This is a genomic window from Nocardia sp. NPDC004568, assembly GCF_040609955.1.
Lineage (GTDB): Bacteria > Actinomycetota > Actinomycetes > Mycobacteriales > Mycobacteriaceae > Nocardia.
Genome location: NZ_JBEXLL010000093.1, coordinates 1 through 20,521 on the forward strand (window position 1 = coordinate 1; position 20,521 = coordinate 20,521).

The following is a 20,521-nucleotide window of genomic DNA, read 5'->3' on the forward strand; positions in this document are numbered from 1 at the left end:
AAACCAGATAGCATGTTGTGTGAATGGTTTTCAGAGGTTTGATCTTCCTATCTGTCTCGAGGCCCGAACGGCGAGACCGAGGGGGCCTCGACCCCGCGCGCCGGAGGCGCGCCAAAATTACAGTATGTCGACACTGAGTGATCTGCTGGCCGAGCACACCGATCTGCCCGGGGTGGCGGTGGACCATCTGCAGCGGGTGGTCGGCGACTGGCAGTTGCTCGCCGATCTGTCGTTCTCGGATCTGCTGTTGTGGGTGGGAGCCGGGCCGGTCGACGACGGCGCCGATATCGTGTGCGTCGCCCAGTGCCGGCCGACCACCGCGCCGACGGTTCATCTGGAGGATCTGGTCGGGACCACGGCCCGGTATTCCGAGCATTCCCAGGTGTTCGGGGCGCTCACCCGCGGGGAGATCGTGCGCACCGATACCGAGGGGGAGGCGCAGGGGGTCTATCACCCGCATCCCGTGCACGCGATCCGGGAGGCGATTCCGGTGCGGTGCGGCGACGATGTGATCGCGGTGCTCAGCAGGGATACCGACCGGCAGCGGTCGCGGGTGCGCAGCGGCCTCGAGATCGCCTATGTCGCCTGTGCCGACGATCTGTGCCAGATGATCGCCGATGGGACGTTCCCGACCACCGAGGACCGTGCCGCCACCCATTCCAGCCCGCGGGCGGGCGACGGGTTCATCCGGCTCGATACCGAGGGGATCGTCACCTACGCCAGCCCGAACGCGCTCTCGGCGTATCACCGGATGGGGTTGCAGGCCGATCTGGCGGGCCAGGATCTGGCGATCACGACGCGGTCGCTGATCACCGATCCGTTCGACGCGCAGGAGGTGGTGGGGGATATCCAGGCCGCTCTGGCGGGTCGCACCGGACGCCGGATGGAGGTGGAGGCGCGGGGGGCCACCGTGCTGCTGCGCACCCTGGTGTTGCGCCCGCACGGGCAGCTGGCGGGGGCCGCGGTGCTGGTCCGGGATGTCACCGAGGTCAAACGCCGGGATCGCGCGTTGCTCAGCAAGGACGCCACCATCCGCGAGATCCATCACCGGGTGAAGAACAATTTGCAGACGGTGGCGGCGCTGCTGCGGCTGCAAGCGCGGCGCACCGAGAACGAGGAGGCGCGGGTCGCGCTCACCGAATCGGTGCGCCGGGTCACCTCCATCGCGTCGGTGCACGAGATGCTGTCCATGTCCGTCGACGAGGAAGTCGATCTGGACGAGGTGGTCGACCGGCTGCTGCCGATCATGGCCGATGTCGCCACGGTGCATACGGCTCGAATCACGGTGCGGCGAGACGGTTCTCTGGGGGTCTTCTCCGCGGAACGGGCGACCCCGCTGGTCATGGTGCTCACCGAATTGGTGCAGAACGCCATCGAGCACGCCTTCGACGGTGGGCAGAACGGTACGGTGACCATTCGCGCGGAACGTTCGGCACGCTGGCTGGACGTGATCATCAGCGACGACGGCCGGGGACTGCCCGAAGGGTTCAGCCTGCAGTCCTCCGACAGTCTGGGGCTGCAGATCGTGCGCACACTGGTGACCGCGGAGCTCGGCGGTACGATCGGTCTGCACCCGGGCGCCGATATCGGGACCGACGCGGTGCTCCGGGTGCCGCTGGGGCGCCGTTCGGCACGCTGATACCCGACGGAAACTCGCCGGTTTCCATTATGCATACCCGGAGTCTTCTGTGGTCGGAAACACCGCGATGATTTCCGGGGCTGTATTCCGGTAAAGTCCGCCGACCCCGGCCGGCCCCGAAAAAGATTCAGCCCGGCACCAGAATGCTGGTGCCGGGCATTCGCGACTCCCCGGACCGGGCTGGGTCCGGAAATCGCTTCCCCGCGCTCTAGACGGCGGTCCGAGTGCGGGTGCGCGCATTGCGGCGCTTGAGCGCACGCCGCTCGTCCTCGCTCATTCCGCCCCATACGCCGGCGTCCTGCCCGGAACCCAGAGCCCAGGACAGGCATTCGGCGGTAACAGGGCAGCGAGCGCAGACCAGCTTGGCATCGGCAATCTGCGCGAGCGCAGGACCACTGTTGCCCACCGGGAAAAACAGCTCAGGGTCCTCGTCGCGACAGATGGCCTTATGGCGCCAGTCCATTCCTTCTGCTCCTTAGTAAGGCGCCGCACCGGGCGCCGATCGGTTGGTGGGTCGTTCACTTGTGCGAACTGAATGTTTCCGCACGGTTGCTTGTGAATGCTTTCACGAACACCGTAGATGTCAATAGGTATCCGATGCACCGTGGGGAAGCTCACGCACTGAAGTCCCGCATCGGGGACCTGCCGCAGTCCTTTGTACTCGCCTACGCCGGTTTCTGCAGCACAACGAGACGTATTTCCCGAATGCGTCAGTTCAAACCGGGCGTGGGGCGACCACGTCCAGGACGTTGGGCACAGCGGTGAAATCCACCACGGTACGTTCGCCGATGAAGTCGCCGTCGATTTGCAGACCGATGGGATCGGTGCTGGTGATGCGCACCGACGGGACGTCGTCGTCCCGGAACAATTTCCGCGACTTCGGCTCGGAGTGCGGCGACAGCAGTTGTGTCGCCAGGCGCAGTGTAGGCAGTAACGCCATGGTTCGCACGGCGAACACACCGAGTCCGGTTTCGAACCGGGTGCCCGGATTGGTACACACCGGAGTCGCGTTCAGATATGTCCAGGGGCTGGTATTCGTTACAAAGGCGTAATGAACACCGGAAACGGGTCGGTGCCCGGGGACGTGCACGGTGACTTCGGGCCGATCACGTTTGACCCGGAAGAATTGGCGGACGGTGGTGCGCAGGTAACGCGCCGGGGTCGCGGTATGCCCCTTGGCCCGAGCCGTGTCGATCGCGGCACACACATCGGCGTCCAAACCGACGCCCGCACTGAAACAGAACCACCGATCATCGGTGAGCCCCAACCCGATTCGACGGTCCGCGTCACCGGCCTTGAGCAGATCGATCAATTGGTTCGTGGCCGCCACCGGGTCCGGGCGGATGTCCAGCGACCGCGCGAACACATTGGCCGAACCACCGGGGATGATGCCGAGTCGCGGCCGCCACACCTGCCCGTCGTCCACCTGCGGCAGCGGTACGAAACCGTTGATGGTCTCGTTGACCGTCCCGTCCCCGCCGTGCACCACGATCAGATCCATCTCATTGGTCGCCGCCCACTGCGCCAGCTCCGCGGCATGCCCGCGATGCTGGGTGTGCGCCACTGTGAGCTGGGTCCGGCTCTCGAGCGCGTGCGCGAGCAGATCTCGCGTGGCCGCCGTGGTAGAGGTCGCATTGGGGTTGACGATCAACAACGTCCGCACCTACGCACCTTAATGGAACGAGCTGCGCGCACGGCGGCGCCGGGTCGAGGCCCCCTCGGTCCCCCCGTTCAGCGCCCGAGACTCGCACTCGGCTCGAGGGAGTGAGTGGTCGCGGCCGAGCACGGCGTGCATGATCGGCGACAGCGGCATCGGACCACCCAGACGACCCGTTGATCCATCTCGTCCGGCTCGGCCGCCAACCGATACGCGCAGCCCGTCCGACCAGACGCCGAGTTGCGTCTCCAGCTGGTCGAGCGCGTCGGCGGTACCCCGGCCGAAGGTGTCCGATGGTCGCATTTCCCCGGGCAGCCGGCCACCCCTCGCGTGTGCGCCGGGCGCTGAACGGTGGGTCCGTGATGGGCCTCGCGGAACTCGGCGCCGAGGAAGGTGCCGAGGGTCGTGGAGGGCGCCTGATTCCAGGCGCTGGTCGTGGCGGGTCGGGGTTGTGATCACGTGACGCTGTGGTCGGGGTGGGTATGTGTCCACCTAAGCTGGCCGGGTGGTCGAGCGAAAAGACGTCGGTGGTGTGCCCGGGACGGTCCGTGGGGCCGGGGGGCTGGTGACGCTGGAGGGCGCTGTCGCGGTGACCGTGGCGGTGGTGCTGATCGTGCGGGCGCTGCTGGGGCATCGGGAGGACGAGATCAGCGGCTACGGCACGGCCATGTGGTTCGGGATTCTGGGGGGCGCGGTGCTGGCGTCCGGGATCGGCCTGCTGTTCGGGCAGCGCTGGGGGCGGGCGTTCGCGGTGATCACCCAGCTACTGCTGTTGCCGGTGGTCTGGTCGCTGCTGTTCGGGTCGGGACAGCCGCTGTACGGGACCGTGCTGGGAGTGGTGGCGCTGGGCGCGCTGGGCCTGCTGTTCGCGCCGCCGACCTCACGCTGGGCGGCACAGGAGTACGGGGTCACGGGCGAGGAATGAGCGGCGCGGCGATTCACTCGTCCGCGACGGTCTGCGCGGTGGCGGCCAGGGCGGTGAGTGCCTCACCGGAGAGCCGGTAGCCCACCCAGTCGTCCTGGACACGCGCGCCCAGTGATTCGTAGAACCCGATCGAGGGCGTGTTCCAGGTGAGCACCGACCAGCTCACTCGGGTGTACCCGTGGGTCCGCGCCTCATGGGCGAGCGCCGCGAGCAGGGCCCGGCCGAGACCGCTGCCGCGGGCCGCGGGGGTGACGTACAGATCCTCGAGATGAATCCCGTGCACGCCGTCCCAGGTGGAGAAGTTCCGGAACCAGATGGCGCAGCCACTGATCGTGCCGTCCAGCAGCGCCACATGGGCGAAAACCGCGGGATCGGGACCGAAGAGCGCGGTGTGCAGTTGTTCGGCCGTGAGCGTGCACTCCTGCCGGGCTTTCTCGTATTCGGCCAGGCCGTACACCAGATCGACGAGACCGGGCACATCGTCGGGAGTGGCGCGGCGGATGAGCGGGGCGGAGGTCACGGGCGCGGAATCCTTGTCTGGTCGTGGAGGGCAGGCGCGGCGAGTGGGCCGCGAGATCAATCCGGGTCGTCGGCGTGCAGGTTGTGTGCCCACAATGTCGGGTCCTCGTGTTCGTGGCCCAGGACGCTCACCGCGGCGGTGGTGAGCGCGAACCGGCGTCCCTCCCGGACCTCGAACCCCAGCCAGCGGGCGATGAGGGCCCGGGAGAAATGCCCGTGCCCGACCAGCACTACATCCCGGGTGTCCAGTACGGCGGCGGCCCGGCCCAGCACCCGGTCGGCGCGGACGCCGATCTGTTCGGCGGATTCGCCACCGGGAATCGCGCCGGTCCACACCGTCCAGCCCGGAGACTCGGTGCGGATCTCGGCGGTGGTGCGGCCCTCGTAGTCGCCGTAGTCCCATTCGGCCAGGTCGGGATCGATCCGCGGATCGGGCAGACCGGCCAGCTCGGCGGTACGCCGGGCGCGTACGCGGGGACTGACGTAGACGAGGGGATCGCGCAACCGCAGCGCGGCCAGCGCCCGGCCGGCTGCGGTGGCCTGCCGGGCGCCGGTATCGGTGAGCGGTACATCGGTACGGCCGGTGTGGCGGTGCCGTACGGACCAATCGGTCTCACCGTGACGGACCAGCACCACACGGGCGTCCTCGGGGCCGGGCATACCGTCCATCATGCCCGGTCGCCGGGTGGGCGCCGCGAGGCGGACCCGCCGATACCCCGGTGTCAGGTGGCCAGGGTGAGTACCACCAGCGGCACCGGACGGTCGGTGGTGGCCTGGAATTGGGCGAGCAGCGGATTGTTCGCCAGTACCCAGGCGGCGGATTCGTCGTACTCGGCGCCGGTGAGCACCCGGGCGGTGCCGTGGTACACGTGATCACCCAGCTCCACGATCACCGCCGGATCCGCGCGCACATTGTGGTACCAGGCGGGATAGCCGCCCTCGACGAACGAACTCAGGTACAGGGTTTCGCCGCGGTAGAGCGCGCCCAGCGGGACCACGTGGCGTTTCCCGGTCCGCGCGCCGGTGGTGGTGAGCAGCAGCAGCTCGGCCTCCGCGTAGGCGCCCCCGACGCGTCCGCCGTTGGCCCGGAACTCCCGGATCACCTCGGTGTTCCAGTCGGCCGGGCCCTGCTCGGAGTACTGGTTCCACGGGGCGTCGGGATCGTCGTCCCGGAGACGGTCGGCCACGGGGGCCGTGTCGAGAGGTCGCGCTGCTTCGGTCATGGCGCGCAGTCTGCCGGAGGGCACCGACAGAAAACGGTTCACCGCAACGGTTTTGCGGGACGCTCGGTATCGCTGCGCGAAGGGTCGACCGTAGCGGGATCGGCGAGGGCCACGAGTTGACCGTCGCGGTGTTCGAGCACCGTGGAGCCGAGCACGCCGAGCGAGATGGGCCCGCCGCCGTAATCGGGGCGCGCCACCGGGATCCGGTTCACCTGAGCGCCGGTGGCCGGATCGAGTGCGGCGATCGCGCCGGGCACGGGCAGCAGCAGTTTGCCGGCCATCGGCACCGGTGTTCCGAGCGCGTCGGCCGCGGTCCACAGCGGCTCGAACGTCCCGGCGTCCAGCGCGATCACGCTGTTACCGGTGAACACCAGGAACGCCGAGTTGGTGCGGACGGTGGCGGCGCTCCGGTCGAGCGGGGCCGAGACTTCCTGCACCACGATCGGGTTGCCCTTGGCATCGAGGATCGTCAGTCGCGGCGCCTCGGGTTCGGGTCCGTCGGTGCCGGGCTGGTAGACCGCGATCCGGTTGTCCGACACCGCGATCACGCGCGCGTCGGCGGATGCGGCGCCCGCGCCCTCCAGCAGTCGCGACCCGTACTCCTCGGGCACGTTGTCGTCCTTGGGCGCGGGTGCCTGCACGGTGATCCGGTCCGCGGGCTCGCCGGGACAGCGTTCCAGTACCACCAGCCGGGACGGGCTGGAGGCGGCCGACAGCAGCGCACACCCCTTCCGGGGCTGGGTCTTCCAATTCTCCTTGGCGTCCACATACCCGTACTCGAGGGTGCGCACCAGATCCGAACGCCAGACCTCCAGCCGATCGGGCCCCTGGGCGAGGACGTAGGTGCCGTCGACCGAAAGGCGCACCTGATCGTCCATATAGCTGCTGCGGGCGGTCCGGCGTCGCCCGTCGGCACCGGAGACCATGGTCGTCTCGCTACAGCCGCGGTCGGTGCGGTAGACCGCCACGACCATGCCGAACTGGGATTCCACTCCGCACAGCGGCAGCTCACGGGTGTAGCGCCACACCTGTTCGCCGGTCCGCGGATCGTGCCCGACCACACTGCCGTCCGCCCCGGTGACCGCGACGCCCTCGGCGGTGAGCGCCCGGGCGGTCGCCGTATCGGGTGCGCGCCACATCTCCTGGAGTTTCGCGGGCAGTTTCGCGGCGGGCTGCGGCGGCCGGGCGGGCCGGTCGGCGACGATCGACTCGGTGTTCGCCACCCCGCTGGTCGCCCACGCCACGATCACCGCGACCACCACGAACACGGCGATCGCGGCTGCGGTGACGACGTCGGCGCGCGTTCGCCGCTCGGGTGCGAGCACGTAGGCGAGCGTAACGGATGGCCGCTATCGCATCCGACGGTGCTCGGGAGCCCCGGCGCCGGTGTCCCGGGCCCGGACACACCACGAGCGCCGGCGGTAGCGATACCGCCGGCGCTCGTGGTGCGCTCGTCAGGCCTGCGCCGCCGCGTTCTCGGTCACCGGCGCCGCGCTGTCGGCGCTGTCCGCCCGCGAGGCGTGTTCACCGCCGTTCTCGGTGTCGGCCGGTTTGCGCCGCCGCCGACGGCGGGCGGGTTTGTCCGCGCCGCTGTCCCCGGAGTCGGCCGCCGGGGCGCCGGCCTCGGCCGCCGGTGCCTCGGACCCACTCGAACCGGTGTCCTCGTGTCCGCCCGACTCGCTATCGGCCGAACGCCGCCGCCGGCGCCGCCGCCGGGCCGGTGCCTCGGCCGGCTGCGCCTCGTCATCCGGACCGGTCCCGGCCGGCACGTCGGATTCGGTCGTGGTCGTGGTGGTGTCCGCCTCGACCGGCTTGCCGCCCCGGGTACGCCGGCGATTGCGCTTGCGCGGTGCCCGCTCGGGGCGCTCCACCACCACGGCATCGGGATCGCGCTGGGGTGTGCGTGCTCCGACGGTGCCGGTGGCGTCCTCCGGAATGCCCAGGTCGGCGAACAGGTGCGGGGAGCGCGAATAGGTCTCCACGGGGTCGGGGATGCCCAGCCCGAGCGCGGCGTCGATGGAGGCCCAGCGGGTCAGTTCGTCCCAGTCGATCAGCGTGACCGCCACACCGGTGCGCCCCGCCCGGCCGGTGCGGCCGATCCGGTGCACATAGGTCTTCTCGTCCTCCGGGCACTGGTAGTTCACGACATGGGTCACATCGTCGATATCGATACCGCGGGCCGCGACATCGGTGGCGACCAGGACATCGATGGTGCCCTTGCGGAATTTCGTCAGGGCCTTCTCGCGTGCGATCTGCCCCAGATCGCCGTGGACCGCGCCGACCGCGAAACCGCGTTCGGCCAATTCGTCGGCGACCTTCTGCGCGGTGCGTTTGGTGCGGGTGAAGATCATGGTGGCGCCCCGGCCCTCGGCCTGGAGCACCCGGGCGACCAGTTCGCTCTTGTCCAGCGCGTGGGCCCGGTACACGAATTGCGCGGTGCGATCGTGGACCGCCGAATCGTGGGGTTCCTCGGCGCGGATATGGGTCGGGCGGGTGAGGAAGGTGCGGGCCAGGGTGATGATCGGGCCGGGCATGGTCGCCGAGAACAGCATGGTCTGCCGTTTGTCCGGCACCATGCCGAGGATGCGCTCGATATCGGGCAGGAAGCCCAGGTCGAGCATTTCGTCGGCTTCGTCCAGTACCAGGACGCCCACCTTGCCGAGGATCAGATGCTGCTGATCGGCCAGGTCGAGCAGGCGGCCGGGGGTACCGACCACGACGTCGACGCCGGCGCGCAGCGCCTCGATCTGGGCTTCGTAGGGGCGGCCGCCGTAGATCGAGGTGACCCGCAGCGGACCTTTCTGGTTGGTGAGGTATTTCGCCGCGTTCTCCAGGTCCTGGGTCACCTGGATGCACAGTTCGCGCGTCGGCACGATGACCAGGGCGCGCGGGGTGCCGTCCAGCGGCGTGGTCCCGGATTCGGCGGTACTGATCCGGTGGAGCAACGGAACTCCGAAACCGAAGGTTTTACCCATTCCGGTCCGGGCCTGACCGATGAGATCCTCGCCGGCCAGCGCCAGGGGCAGGGTGAGTTCCTGAATTGCGAAAGTGCGTTCGATACCGATCTCACCGAGCGCGCGCACGATTTCGTCGCGTACGCCCAATTCGGTGAAAGTCGGTGCGGTGTGTGCGGAGTCCAACTCGGCTGTCAGCAGCGTCTCCGCCAGACCGGGTTCCGGTTCAACTGTGATCTTGCTCAGGTTCGTGCCTTCCCTCGTTATCGCGCTACACGCGCACGAGGCGTGGGGCGGACCGGCCGGTCCGCGACGACCACGGATCCGCCCTGCGATACTCACCCGGGCCGCCGCCGGATGTCGGCAGGTGCCCGGATGAGGGCAGCGAAGCTCGGACATCGGCGCAGCGCATCGGTGACGCGGATCTGGTGCGCGCACATTTTCCGTGGACCCCGGAGAATTCTTCGACCACCGCACGGCGCACCCCGGGGTGCGCGACTTTCGGCGCTGCCGGTTCTCATGGATCGGCTGAATTCTTCCGTTGTCCGTCGCGATTGTAGCGTGCTATTGTTCCGCGCTCCGAAAGGCGCTCGCGCAAATCCGCTGGACGTTGATCTTTTCGGCGGCTTCCCCGGCCGAGCCGCGCTGCGCGGCAGGGCGTTTCGCCCGGTGTGGCAAGTGTGCGCGCGCACCCGGGAACCGATCTCGGCGGTACGTGATTCGCCACACACCCGGCCGGTCGGTCAGCGGTATAGCTGGTACCGCCGTATACATCTATGAGAGATTCGTGCCGTGAGCATCGCAGACCGAGGAATCGCCCTGGCCGATCGCGCCGTCCGGGCGGTGGACCCGGACGGCGAGTTGTCCCGGACCGTCGAGCGGGCCGCGCGCAACGCCTGGGCACTGACCTTCGGTGACGGCGTGGAAGGGCGCCGCCCGACTCCGTCGTCGGTGCTGTGGAACGAACCGCATCGCCTGCTCCGCCGTTTCGAACCCGCCCTGCTCGCCGGTACGACCGCACCGTCGGCGGCCGCGGTGCTGCTGGTACCGCCGCTCGCCGCGCCCGCGAGCTGCTTCGATCTGCGGCCGGGACAGAGTCTGGCGGAGTTCCTCCTGGAGACCGGTCGCGCGCCGTACGTCATCGACTACGGCGAGATCACCTACGCCGACCGCCGCATGGGTTTCGACGACTGGGTGTACGACATCCTGCCCGAGGCGATTCGCCGCACCGCCGCCGATCGGGTCGCCGCCGGCGGCGTCCCGGAAGTGGACCTGGTCGGCTGGTCGCTGGGCGGCACCATGGCGCTGCTGACCGCGGCCGCGAACGGTGAGTTGCCGGTGCGGTCGATCACCGCGGTCGGGGCGCCGCTGAACTACCGCGCGATGCCGATGACGCCGCAGCTCGCCGCGGCCGCCCGGCTCACCGGTACCGGTGACGCCGTGGGCGCGGCATTGCGCGCGATGGGGGGTGTGCCGGCGCCGCTGACCCGGCTCGCGTACCGCATCACCGCCTGGGACCGGGAGGTCAAACGGCCCTGGTTCGTGGCCAACAACCTCGCCCGCACCGAATCGTTGGCCCGGATGGAGGCGGTCGACCGCTTCATGGCCGATATGCCGGGCTATCCGGGCCGCATGTACCAGCAGCTGTGGAACCGGCTGGTGCTGCGCGACGAAATCGGCCGCGGCGCGGTCGATCTCGGGCAGGGCCCGATCCGGCTGGCCGATATCACCGCCCCGGTGCTGCTGGTCGGCGGTCCCGCCGATGTCATCACCCCGGCCCGTGCGGTGGAACACGGCCTTCGCACACTCACCGGTGCCGAAGCGGTCCACTACGAAACCGCGCCCGGCGGACATCTGGGCATCCTCGCCGGCGCCACCGCCCGCGCGACGACCTGGACCTATCTCGACAAGTTCCTCACGACACCGGTGTGAGCGCGGCGATGCCCGAGGGCGGCGTACTACGCTGGATTTCCATGGGAGCACAGTCACCGGCCGGGCTGGGTGTTACACCGAGCGATTCGTCCGCTTCGCCGATTCCCGCCGAACATGCCGGCGTGACCGACCTGTTCGCGGTACTCGCTTACGGCGAGATATCCGCCTTCTACCGGCTGAGCGAGGAAGCCACGCTGTCACCCACCCTGCGCGGCAAGGTCGCGGTGGCCCGGATGGCGGCGGCCGAACTCGCGCATTTCGAACGGCTCGACGCGGCACTGAGCGCGCGCGGCGCCGATGTGTACGCGGCCATGGCGCCGTTCACCGGGGCGCTCGACGACTACCACCGCTCCACCGACCCGTCCACCTGGCTGGAGTCGATGGTCAAATTCCATGTCGGCGACGGTATCGCCGCCGACTTCTACCGCGAGATCGCCGGTGCGTTGAGCCCGGATGTGGCGGCCGTGGTGCGAGATGTGCTCGCCGACACCGGGCATTCGGAATTCGTCGTGGAAGAGGTCCGGCGCGCGGTCGCCGCCAGCCGATCCGAACGTGATCGGCTCACCCTGTGGGGCCGGCGCCTGCTCGGCGAAGCGATCACCCAGGCCCAGTATGTGATGGCGCAGCGGGACGAGCTCACCGAACTCGTGCTGGCGGCCACCGGGGATCTCAACGGTATCGCCACGCTGTTCGAACATATGCAGAGCGCCCACGCCGAACGCATGGCGGTGCTCGGCCTCTGACCGTTTCGGCGCGGCCGGAAGAAATTTCGGCGGCCGGCCTCGTGTGCGACTCCGTTCCCGGGAAGAATACGGCCCGAGGACCCGCACCGAGGAGGACACCGTGCCCAAGTATCTGCTGCTGAAGCACTACCGCGGCGCTCCGGCTCCGGTCAACGACGTGCCGATGGATCAGTGGACGCAGGCGGAGATCTCGGCCCATATGCGGTACATGAATGATTTCGCGACCCGGTTGCAGGCCACCGGCGAGTTCGTCGACCATCGGGCGCTCGCCTCCGAGGGGACCTTCGTCCGGTTCGACGGGCCGGGCCGGCCGCCGGTCACCGACGGCCCGTTCGCCGAGACCAAGGACCTCGTCGCCGGGTGGATGGTGATCGATGTGGACAGCTACGAGCGGGCCCTCGAACTGGCCGCCGAACTGTCGGCCGCGCCCGGGGCAGGCGGGAAACCGATCCACGAATGGCTCGAACTGCGACCGTTGCTGACCGCTCCGCCCACCGTCACGCAGTGATCGCACCGAGGAACGGTTCCCGGGTGACCACCGTGAACGAGGAACTGCTCCGAAGTCTCACGCCGAGTGCGCTCGCGATCCTCGTCCGCCGCGGGGCCGAGTTCGCGGCGGCCGAGGACGCCGTGCAGGACGCGCTGATCGAAGCCCTCCGGGTGTGGCCCGGTGAGCCGCCGCGGGACCCGAAGGGCTGGCTGGTCACCGTGGCGTGGCGCAAATTCCTCGACGGGACCCGCGCCGACGCCGCCCGGCGCCGGCGCGAGAATCTCCTCGACGAGGAACCGGCGCCCGGGCCGGCGACGGCGGTGGACGACACTCTCCAGCTCTATTTCCTCTGCGCCCATCCGTCGCTGACCCCGTCGTCCGCGGTCGCGCTGACCCTGCGCGCGGTCGGCGGGCTGACCACCCGCCAGATCGCCGAGGCGTATCTGGTGCCCGAGGCGACCATGGCTCAGCGCATCAGCCGGGCCAAGCGCGCCGTCGCCGGTGCACGGTTCGACCGGCCCGGCGATGTCGCCACCGTGCTGCGGGTGCTGTATCTGATCTTCAACGAGGGCTACTCCGGCGATATCGACCTCGCGGCCGAGGCCATCCGGCTGACCAGGCAGCTCGCGGGTGCGGTGGACCACCCCGAGGTGGCCGGGCTGCTCGCCCTGATGCTGCTGCACCACGCCCGCCGGGCCTCCCGCACCGCCGCCGACGGCAGTCTGGTCCCGCTCGCCGAACAGGATCGCGGTCGGTGGGACACCCGGATGATCGCCGAGGGGGTACGGATCCTGCAGGCGGCCCTGGCCCGCGACCGGCTCGGCGAATTCCAGGCCCAGGCCGCGATCGCGGCCCTGCACGCCGACGCCCCCACCGCGGCGGAGACGGACTGGCCCCAGATCGTGGAATGGTACGACGAGCTCGTCCGGTTGACCGACAGCCCGGTCGTCCGGCTCAACCGCGCGGTGGCCGTCGGCGCGGCCGACGGACCCGGCGCCGGCCTGGCGGCGCTCGCGGCACTGGACGACACCTTGCCCCGCTACACCGCGGTGTCCGCCTACCTGCACGAGCGAGCAGGTGACCGGGTGACGGCGGCCCGCCTGTACGCCGAAGCGGCCCAGCGCGCCCCCGACCCGGCCGAACGCGCCTACCTCACCCGCTGCGCCGCGAGACTCGACGCCACCGGCGACGACTGACAGGGTCCGGTTCGGCGGGCAATGTGCAGCCGGGAGACCGGCGACCCCTGCGCACTCGCGAAGGGGTAGGTGTGGGCAGGCCGAGGCACACCCTCCGGATACACCGTCCGTCTACTTCGGGTGGCCGGCGTTCGTGGTGGGAGCCGCCCCGGTTCCCAAGCGACGGAGCGTAGGGACCGGGCGGGAGGGTGGGGCGGACAAACGCTGTTCGCTGACAGCGCACCCCGTCGTGTGTCCGGGGTGCGGTGGCTCAACTAGCCTTACTGGGACAGCACAGGACTCTAGGTTCGGAGGTTGGCCGTGGAGGTCAAGATCGGTATTTCGGATAGCCCGCGTGAACTCGTCATCGCCAGCTCGCAGAGCCCGGACGAGGTCGAGGCTCTGGTTTCCGAGGCGCTGTCCGCCACCAGCGGGGTCCTGGCGCTGGCCGACGAGAAGGGCCGCAAGTACCTGATCCAGGCCGGCAAGGTGGCCTATGTGGAGATCGGGGCCGTGACCGGCGGCCGGGTAGGTTTCGCGGCGGTCTGAGTCCCGGGCCCGGACGAAACGGAAGCCCCTGCCGGTCCGGCAGGGGCTTCGTCGTGTTCCGGTCGGTGGGGGATCAGCCGATCGGGTGGAGTGGGACGTGCTTGAGACCGCCCCAGGCCAGTGCGACCGTGGTGTCCACGGCTTCGTCCTTGGGGATCGGCCGGTCGGCTTCCAGCCAGTACCGGGCGGTGAACTGGCTCGCGCCCACCAGTCCGACCGCGAGGATGCGGGCCCGGTAGGGGTCGAGGCCGGAATCGTGGGCGACGAGGTCGTAGACCGCGTCCACGCAGGCCTCGGTCGCTTGTTCGACGCGCCGCTGGACCTGGGGTTCGTTGGTGAGATCCGATTCGAAGACCAGGCGGAAGCCCTGCATCTCGTTGTCCACGAAGTCGTAGTAGGCCGCGACCGCCGCCCGCACGCGCTGTTTGTTGTCGGTGGTGGAGCGCAATGCCTGACGCACACTCGACACCAGCATGTCGACGTAGTTCTGCAGGACAGCCAGGTACAGCTCCAGCTTGCTGGTGAAGTGCTGGTACAGCACGGGCTTGCTCACACCGGCGCACTGGGAGATCTCGTCCATACCGGCGGCGTGATAGCCGCGTAGGACGAAGATCTCGCTGGCGGCCGCGAGTAGTTGCTGGCGGCGCTCGTCACGGGGAAGCCGGGTGCCACGTTTGGGGGCGGTGCCGGACGACGAGCGGGACGTCATCCGGTCCACGAGGTCGGTCATATTCGGATCTCCCAGTCGATTCCCCGGCAAAGGGGTGTGTACCGGGTCTTTCGAGCACCATACTCGCTTACGCTGCTGTTGCCGACCCGGGTTGGTGAACCCGGGACCGGCCCCGATCCGCATGGTGCCCTTCGGGAATGCTCGAAAGTGGCTCGCGCGCCACCGGGGGCGCGGCTCCCGGGGTACTTCCATTGTGGCCGCTACGGCGGATTGTGAGAGTGTGGAGCCGTGACCGACCGACCGGAAAACCCCTCCGGCGGCGGGCGCAGCGCGCACCGCCCCCAGGATGCAGAGCTCGCGGTCGCCGCGCAGGCGATATCGCACGGCGACGGATCCCGGGAACCGCTGCGCGCGCGCCGGGACCCGGAGGGTGATCCGCCGCCCGCGGCCAGGCTCGCGGCCGGCCCGCGCCGGCGGCGGCTGCGTTTCGTCGTGTCCAGGTACGGGTGGCGGGTGTACGCGTTGCCGGTCCTGCTGGTACTGACGGTGTTCGTCGTGGTCGACGCGGTGCGTACAGGTCGCGGAGGTCCGGCCGAGCCGATCGATCCCGGTTTCGGGGCGCTCGGGCCGCCGCCGGCCAGTGCGGGTGTGATCGGCGCCCCGCCGGGCGACGGGAGCTTCCCGGAGGATCTGCCGATCGGGGCGCTGCCCGAGGGCGGGAAGTTCACCGAGACCGGTAAGGGCAGCTGGCGGATCGTGCCGGGCGCCTCCGCCCGGGTCGGCGCGGGCGAGCAGTACACCTTCACCTATACGGTCGAAATCGAGAACGGAATCGATACGCGCGGTTTCGGCGGCGACGACTCGGTGGCCCGGATGGTCGAATCCACGCTCGGCAATCCGAAGAGCTGGGTGCACGATCGCAAGTTCGCGTTCCAGCGCATCGATCGCGGGGAGCCGGACTTCCGGATCTCGCTCACCGCCCGCTCGACCACCCGCGAGGTCTGTGGTTTCGATATACCGATCGATTCCTCCTGCTACAACTCGGATCAGGCCCGGGTGGTGCTGTCGGAGGCGCGCTGGGTGCGGGGGGCTCCGGCGTTCGACGGCGATATCGGCTCCTACCGGCAGTATCTGGTCAACCACGAGGTCGGCCACGCGATCGGCTACCACGAACATCAGCCGTGTGAGAGCGAGGGCGGTCTGGCCCCGGTGATGATGCAGCAGACCTTCGGCACCGCCAACAACGAGATCGCCGCTCTGGATCCGTACGGGGTCGTGCCGATGGACGGCAAGACCTGCCGCTTCAACCCCTGGCCCTATCCGCGCGGCTGACCGCGGCCGCGGAAGACCCGGGCGGGTCCGGCGGTGGGGCCCGGCGCCGGCCGGGAAGAATGGCTCACGCGCCGGCGTTGTACAGGGAACCTACGCCGGTGTGGGTGCGGGTCACAGCGGCCACGGGTCATCGGTTGTACGCACCCCGCATACCGCATCCGGCTATTTCGATACGAGGAGTTCGAAGACGTGTCATCACCGCAGTCCCTGCCTCCACTTGTGGAGCCCGCCGCCGAGCTGACCAGGGACGAGGTCGCCCGTTACAGCCGTCACCTGATCATCCCCGACCTCGGGATGGACGGGCAGAAACGGCTGAAGAACGCGAAGGTGCTCGTGATCGGCGCCGGCGGGCTGGGTTCTCCGGCGCTGCTGTACCTGGCCGCCGCCGGGGTGGGCACCCTGGGCATCGTCGAGTTCGACGAGGTCGATGCCTCGAATCTGCAGCGGCAGGTCATCCACGGTGAGTCCGATATCGGCCGTCCCAAGGCCGACAGCGCCCGCGATTCCATTCTGGAGATCAACTCCGGAATCGACGTGCGCTTGCACAAGATCCGGCTGGAGCCGGAGAACGCGGTCGAATTGTTCGCGCAATACGACCTCATCGTCGACGGCACCGACAACTTCGCGACCCGCTACCTGGTCAACGATGCCGCGGTGCTGGCCGGCAAACCGTATGTCTGGGGGTCGATCTACCGGTTCGAGGGCCAGGTGTCGGTCTTCTGGGAGGACGCCCCCGACGGTCGCGGGATCAACTATCGCGATCTGTACCCGGAGGCCCCGCCGCCGGGAATGGTGCCCTCCTGCGCCGAGGGCGGCGTGCTGGGCGTGCTGTGCGCGTCCATCGGTTCGGTCATGGTGACCGAGGCCATCAAACTGATCACCGGTATCGGCGACCCGCTGCTGGGCCGGCTCATGGTGTACGACGCACTCGATATGAGCTACCGGACCATCACACTGCGTCGTGATCCCGCGCGGCAGCCGATCACCGAGCTCATCGACTACGAGGCGTTCTGCGGTGTGGTCTCCGAGGAGGGACAGGCCGCGGCCGCCGGCTCCACGGTGACCGCGCGTGAGCTCAAGGAGCTGCTGGACTCCGGTGATGTGGAGCTGATCGATGTGCGGGAACCGGTGGAATGGGACATCGTGCATATCGAGGGCGCGACGCTGATCCCGAAGGACCGCATCCTCTCGGGGGAGGCGCTGGCCGAACTGCCGCAGAACCGCAAGATCGTGCTGCACTGCAAGACGGGTGTCCGGTCGGCCGAGGCGCTGGCCGCGCTCAAGCGGGCGGGTTTCGCCGATGCCACGCATCTGCAGGGCGGTGTGATCGCCTGGGCTCATCAGGTCGATCCCTCACTGCCGGTGTACTGAGCCGCCCGGTCCCGGTGTGCCGCTGACCTGCGCGTGAACGGGCGCGCGGGCGGCGGCGCCGGTCGCCGTACGCGGTGTGCGACCGGGACCGGTCGCGGTGTGTCGCGGCCCTGCTACGGCACGGTGTGGCGCGATACCGGGGCCCGGTGGCGGGAGTACGGTACGGCCGTGACCACCACAGTCGAACCCCCCGAACATGTGCGGGCCACGTACGGTCTGCGGGAACTCACCCCCGTCGCCCTCGGTGACTGGGAGGGTGGCTGGCGCCTCGGTGATGTGGTGCTCAGTCCCGTTGCCGACCACGCGCGCGCGGCCTGGTCGGCGAAGGTCCGGGAAAGTCTGCGGGTGGACGGGCTGCGGGTGGCCCGCCCGGTGCGGGCCACCGACGGCCGGTATGTGGTGTCGGGCTGGCGGTGCGACACGTATATGACCGGCTGTCCGGAACCGCGGCACGACGAGGTGGTCTCGGTCTCGTTGCGACTGCACAAGGCCACCGCGACCCTGGAGCGGCCACGCTTCCTCTCCCAGCCGCCGGTCACACCCTGGCTGGACGTGGATGTCTTCGTCGCCGCGGACCGGGCGGCGTGGGAGGCCGTGCCGCTGCGGACGCTGCGCGCGGCGGGCGCGGTCATGGAGAACTCGCCCGACGGCCGGCACAGCCTCGAACTGATCGGTCAGCTGGCGACGCTGCGCAAACCCGTACGGACACCGCCGCAACTGGTGCACGGTGATCTGTTCGGCACCGTGCTGTTCGCCGGGGCGCAGACGCCCGCGCTCACCGATCTGACCCCGTACTGGCGGCCCCCGGCGTGGGCGGCGGGGGTGATCGTGGTGGACGCGCTGTCGTGGGGCGGAGCCGACGACGGGCTGCTCGAACGCTGGTCCGATCTGCCGGAATGGCCGCAGATGCTGTTGCGGGCGGTGATGTTCCGGCTGGCGGTCCATGTGCTGCATCCGCGCTCTACGCCCGAAGCGCTGCCGGGACTGGTCCGAACGGCGGATATGGTGCGATTCCTACTCTGAGCCCGGCCGGCTCCGCGCTCGGATGTGGAGGGGGCCCGGCCGGTCTCCGGACCGGCCTGGGGTCGCCGGATCGAGATCGGCCAGTTCTACCACCCCGTCCAGCAAGACATCGCGTTGATTTCCGCAGATTGTATGGGGGAGTAGGGGAATACTCGGCGGCCGACCGACCACGTTTCCGAACACCTTCTCAGACGTTGGCGTACGCCAACGACGGCACCCGCCCCACCGCGAACGAGGCCCGGCGGTAGAACCACCAGGTGACCCCGGCCATCACCAGGAACGCGGCGGCGTAGGCCCAGAACGCGGGCGCCATGGTGCCGAAAGTGGTGTTGGACAGGCGCAGTGCCTGCTGGAGTACGAAACCGCCGAAGGCGCCGACCGCACCGATGACGCCGATGGCCGCGCCTGCCTGCCGCTTCGCCGAGGCCGCCCCTTCCGCGGGCTCGAGACCGTGTTCGGAGGCGTACTTCTTCGCTTGGGCGCTGAAGATGGACGGGATCATCCGGTAGGTGGAGCCGTTGCCGATACCGGTGAGCACGAAGAGCAGTAGGAAGGCCAGCAGGTAGAGCGGGAAGCTCTTCATCTCGAGCGCGGTCATGATGAGCGCGACCGCGACGGCCATCCCCCCGAACACGGCGATGGTGATTTTCGCGCCCCCGCCGAGCTTGTCGGTGAGCCAACCGCCGAACGGCCGGGAGAAGGAGCCGACGAGGGCGCCGAGGAACGCCAGATTCCCGAGGGTGGTGATCCAGCCGATGCTGGCCAGGTCGGGGAAGTTGGCCTTGATGAGGGTCGGGAAGGCGAACGAGAATCCGATGAACGAACCGAAGGTGCCGATGTAGAGGAGGGCCATTACCCAGGTGTGGTGATTGGTGAGGGCGGGCCGGTAGGAACGTCCGTCGGATTTCGCGGTGGCCAGGCTGTCCATGTACCGGAGCGCGCTGAACGCGGCGGCCAGGATGAACGGAATCCACACCAGTACCGACAGGGTGATCCCGAAACGGTATCCGGCCGCGTCCTTCGCGGTGAGATGGGTGCCGAGGGTGATCAGCAGCGGCACCAGCAGCTGAGTCTGGGCGACACCGAGATTGCCGCCCGCGGCATTGATCCCGAGCGCCGCGCCCTTCTTCCCGTCCGGGAAGAAGAACGAGATATTGGCCATCGACGAGGAGAAATTACCGCCGCCGAAGCCGGACAGCGCGGCCAGCACCACGAAAACCCACATCGGTGTGCCGGGCTGGTTGACGAAGTAGATCAGGCCGACGGTGGGGACGAGCAGCATGGCGGCGCTGAACACCGTGAAGGCCCGCCCGCCGAACCGGGGGATGGCGAAGGTGTACGGGATGCGCAGGGTCGAACCGACCAGGGTGGGCACGGAGGTGAGCAAGAGGGCATTGCTGACTGCGGTCGGGTCGCCCTTGCCGAGCCCGTCCAGGAATGCGAAACCGGCAGCGCCCATTCCGGTGACGACGCTGGCCCACAGGACCCAGATACTGAAGCCCAGATTCTCCGCGAATACCGAGAACAGCAGGTTCTTCTTGGCGGTGCGGTCGGCGCCGGATTTCCAGAACCGTTCGTTGTCCGGTTCCCACCGGTCGATCCAGCGACCTCGACGCTGGTGGACGAAAGTTGTTGCGGTATCGGGTGTTCGTCGGCCGGTGTCGGCTGTCGCGGTCATCGGCGCCCCTCTCGTCGTTACTCGACGCCCCCCGGACCGGGGCGACCGGCCGTGGCAGCCGGGCGGTCGAGTGCGGTGTTGTGACGTGAGAAAACGCTAGGAGCCGGGTGTTTCCGCCACGTGGCGCGCAATGACGATCGCCACAAATCCCGCTCACGGGGGAGCGGCGCCTGGGTGATGGGTCGGTAACCTCGATGGAACCCGGCCAGGGCTACACCCGGGGTGCCGCGTGCGGAGTGCGGCGGGTGGACGCACGACCGGAGCGAAGGCGGAGGTCCTCTTCGGTCGGCCTGTGGGCGGGTGGTCGGCGTCTGGATGCGCGTGGCCGGGGTCAACGTCCGAATTGGCGGGCCCCATCACCGGGGAGCGGTCGCGATGGCAAACATACCGGTCACAGCTCGAAGCACACGGTTCGAGATGATTATGCGTGGGTTCTCCGCGTGGGTGACGACCGGCAACGGGTCCACCTCTGGGGCAGGTCGAAGACTGCACCGCCTGTGTAGCCGATCACGGTCATCGGTGTCCCCATCAAGCCCGGGGCGAACACTAAGTAAGCGTCCGAGAACTTCCGTCAGTTGTGGCTGGGGGGATGAGTCGCTGTCAGGCCTGGAGGTGCTGGACCGGCGAGTGTGGTTGCCGGT

General features: G+C 69.0%; 19 protein-coding genes. 10 read left to right on the forward strand and 9 right to left on the reverse strand.

The annotated features are described in order from the left end of the window. Positions 1-124: 124 nt before the first annotated feature. Entirely contained in the window at positions 125-1,639 is a 1,515-nt protein-coding gene (locus ABZV91_RS28835) for a histidine kinase N-terminal domain-containing protein (RefSeq protein ID WP_355248324.1), read from the forward strand. 208 nt (positions 1,640-1,847) lie between these two features. Here the strand turns inward: ABZV91_RS28835 and ABZV91_RS28840 are convergent, their stop codons facing one another. Together ABZV91_RS28840 and ABZV91_RS28845 are read right to left on the reverse strand one after the other, a co-directional pair. Then, a complete protein-coding gene (locus tag ABZV91_RS28840; RefSeq protein WP_033243220.1) occupies positions 1,848-2,102 on the reverse strand; it encodes a WhiB family transcriptional regulator in 255 nt (84 codons plus the stop codon). Between the two features lie 252 nt (positions 2,103-2,354). Further along, positions 2,355-3,302, reverse strand: coding sequence for a diacylglycerol kinase family protein (locus tag ABZV91_RS28845; protein ID WP_355248328.1), 948 nt, complete (start codon positions 3,300-3,302; stop codon positions 2,355-2,357). Between the two features lie 499 nt (positions 3,303-3,801). On the opposite strand from ABZV91_RS28845, the gene ABZV91_RS28850 reads away from it, so the two are divergent. Then, positions 3,802-4,221 carry a hypothetical protein gene (locus ABZV91_RS28850; RefSeq protein ID WP_355248331.1) on the forward strand — a complete coding sequence of 140 codons (420 nt, stop codon included), beginning with the start codon at positions 3,802-3,804 and terminating at the stop codon, positions 4,219-4,221. Positions 4,222-4,234: 13 nt separating this feature from the next. On the opposite strand, the gene ABZV91_RS28855 is transcribed toward ABZV91_RS28850, so the two are convergent. The 5 genes from ABZV91_RS28855 to ABZV91_RS28875 form a co-directional block, all read right to left on the reverse strand. Continuing rightward, a complete protein-coding gene (locus ABZV91_RS28855) occupies positions 4,235-4,741 on the reverse strand; it encodes a GNAT family N-acetyltransferase (protein ID WP_355248334.1) in 507 nt (168 codons plus the stop codon). A gap of 56 nt (positions 4,742-4,797) precedes the next feature. After that, positions 4,798-5,400, reverse strand: coding sequence for an acid phosphatase (locus ABZV91_RS28860; RefSeq protein WP_355248337.1), 603 nt, complete (start codon positions 5,398-5,400; stop codon positions 4,798-4,800). Between the two features lie 62 nt (positions 5,401-5,462). Further along, a complete protein-coding gene (locus tag ABZV91_RS28865) occupies positions 5,463-5,963 on the reverse strand; it encodes a nitroreductase/quinone reductase family protein (RefSeq protein WP_355248340.1) in 501 nt (166 codons plus the stop codon). Positions 5,964-6,001: 38 nt separating this feature from the next. After that, on the reverse strand, positions 6,002-7,288 hold the full coding sequence (locus tag ABZV91_RS28870; RefSeq protein ID WP_355248343.1) for a PQQ-binding-like beta-propeller repeat protein: 1,287 nt from the start codon (positions 7,286-7,288) through the stop codon (positions 6,002-6,004). Between the two features lie 129 nt (positions 7,289-7,417). Continuing rightward, positions 7,418-9,184, reverse strand: a complete 1,767-nt coding sequence (locus ABZV91_RS28875) for a DEAD/DEAH box helicase (RefSeq protein WP_355248368.1) — start codon at positions 9,182-9,184, stop codon at positions 7,418-7,420. Positions 9,185-9,709: 525 nt separating this feature from the next. Between ABZV91_RS28875 and ABZV91_RS28880 the strand changes: the two genes are divergently transcribed. The 5 genes from ABZV91_RS28880 (at position 9,710) to ABZV91_RS28900 (ending at position 13,806) form a co-directional block, all read left to right on the forward strand. Further along, a complete protein-coding gene (locus ABZV91_RS28880) occupies positions 9,710-10,849 on the forward strand; it encodes an alpha/beta hydrolase (protein ID WP_355248346.1) in 1,140 nt (379 codons plus the stop codon). Positions 10,850-10,890: 41 nt separating this feature from the next. Then, positions 10,891-11,592, forward strand: coding sequence for a ferritin-like fold-containing protein (locus ABZV91_RS28885; RefSeq protein ID WP_355248349.1), 702 nt, complete (start codon positions 10,891-10,893; stop codon positions 11,590-11,592). A gap of 100 nt (positions 11,593-11,692) precedes the next feature. Further along, complete coding sequence (locus tag ABZV91_RS28890; protein ID WP_355248352.1) at positions 11,693-12,100, forward strand: YciI family protein; 408 nt, start codon at positions 11,693-11,695, stop codon at positions 12,098-12,100. Positions 12,101-12,132: 32 nt separating this feature from the next. Further along, positions 12,133-13,278 carry a DUF6596 domain-containing protein gene (locus ABZV91_RS28895; protein WP_355248371.1) on the forward strand — a complete coding sequence of 382 codons (1,146 nt, stop codon included), beginning with the start codon at positions 12,133-12,135 and terminating at the stop codon, positions 13,276-13,278. 300 nt (positions 13,279-13,578) lie between these two features. Continuing rightward, complete coding sequence (locus tag ABZV91_RS28900; RefSeq protein WP_355248374.1) at positions 13,579-13,806, forward strand: DUF3107 domain-containing protein; 228 nt, start codon at positions 13,579-13,581, stop codon at positions 13,804-13,806. Positions 13,807-13,879: 73 nt separating this feature from the next. On the opposite strand, the gene ABZV91_RS28905 is transcribed toward ABZV91_RS28900, so the two are convergent. Next, positions 13,880-14,536: a TetR/AcrR family transcriptional regulator gene (locus ABZV91_RS28905; RefSeq protein WP_030523399.1), complete on the reverse strand. Its 657-nt coding sequence runs from the start codon at positions 14,534-14,536 to the stop codon at positions 13,880-13,882. A 228-nt stretch (positions 14,537-14,764) separates the two neighbouring features. Here ABZV91_RS28905 and ABZV91_RS28910 point away from each other — a divergent pair, with 228 nt between their 5' ends. From ABZV91_RS28910 to ABZV91_RS28920, 3 genes are all read left to right on the forward strand, one after another. Continuing rightward, positions 14,765-15,808 (forward strand): DUF3152 domain-containing protein, encoded by a 1,044-nt coding sequence (locus ABZV91_RS28910; protein ID WP_355248356.1) that lies wholly within the window; start codon positions 14,765-14,767, stop codon positions 15,806-15,808. A 189-nt stretch (positions 15,809-15,997) separates the two neighbouring features. Then, a complete protein-coding gene (gene moeZ, locus ABZV91_RS28915) occupies positions 15,998-17,179 on the forward strand; it encodes an adenylyltransferase/sulfurtransferase MoeZ (protein ID WP_355248359.1) in 1,182 nt (393 codons plus the stop codon). A 168-nt stretch (positions 17,180-17,347) separates the two neighbouring features. After that, the gene (locus ABZV91_RS28920; RefSeq protein WP_355248362.1) at positions 17,348-18,202 is read left to right on the forward strand and encodes a TIGR02569 family protein; all 855 of its coding nucleotides are present in this window, start codon (positions 17,348-17,350) and stop codon (positions 18,200-18,202) included. A 187-nt stretch (positions 18,203-18,389) separates the two neighbouring features. Here ABZV91_RS28920 and ABZV91_RS28925 read toward each other — a convergent pair whose 3' ends face one another. Next, the gene (locus ABZV91_RS28925) at positions 18,390-19,880 is read right to left on the reverse strand and encodes an MFS transporter (protein ID WP_355248365.1); all 1,491 of its coding nucleotides are present in this window, start codon (positions 19,878-19,880) and stop codon (positions 18,390-18,392) included. Positions 19,881-20,521: the final 641 nt, after the last annotated feature.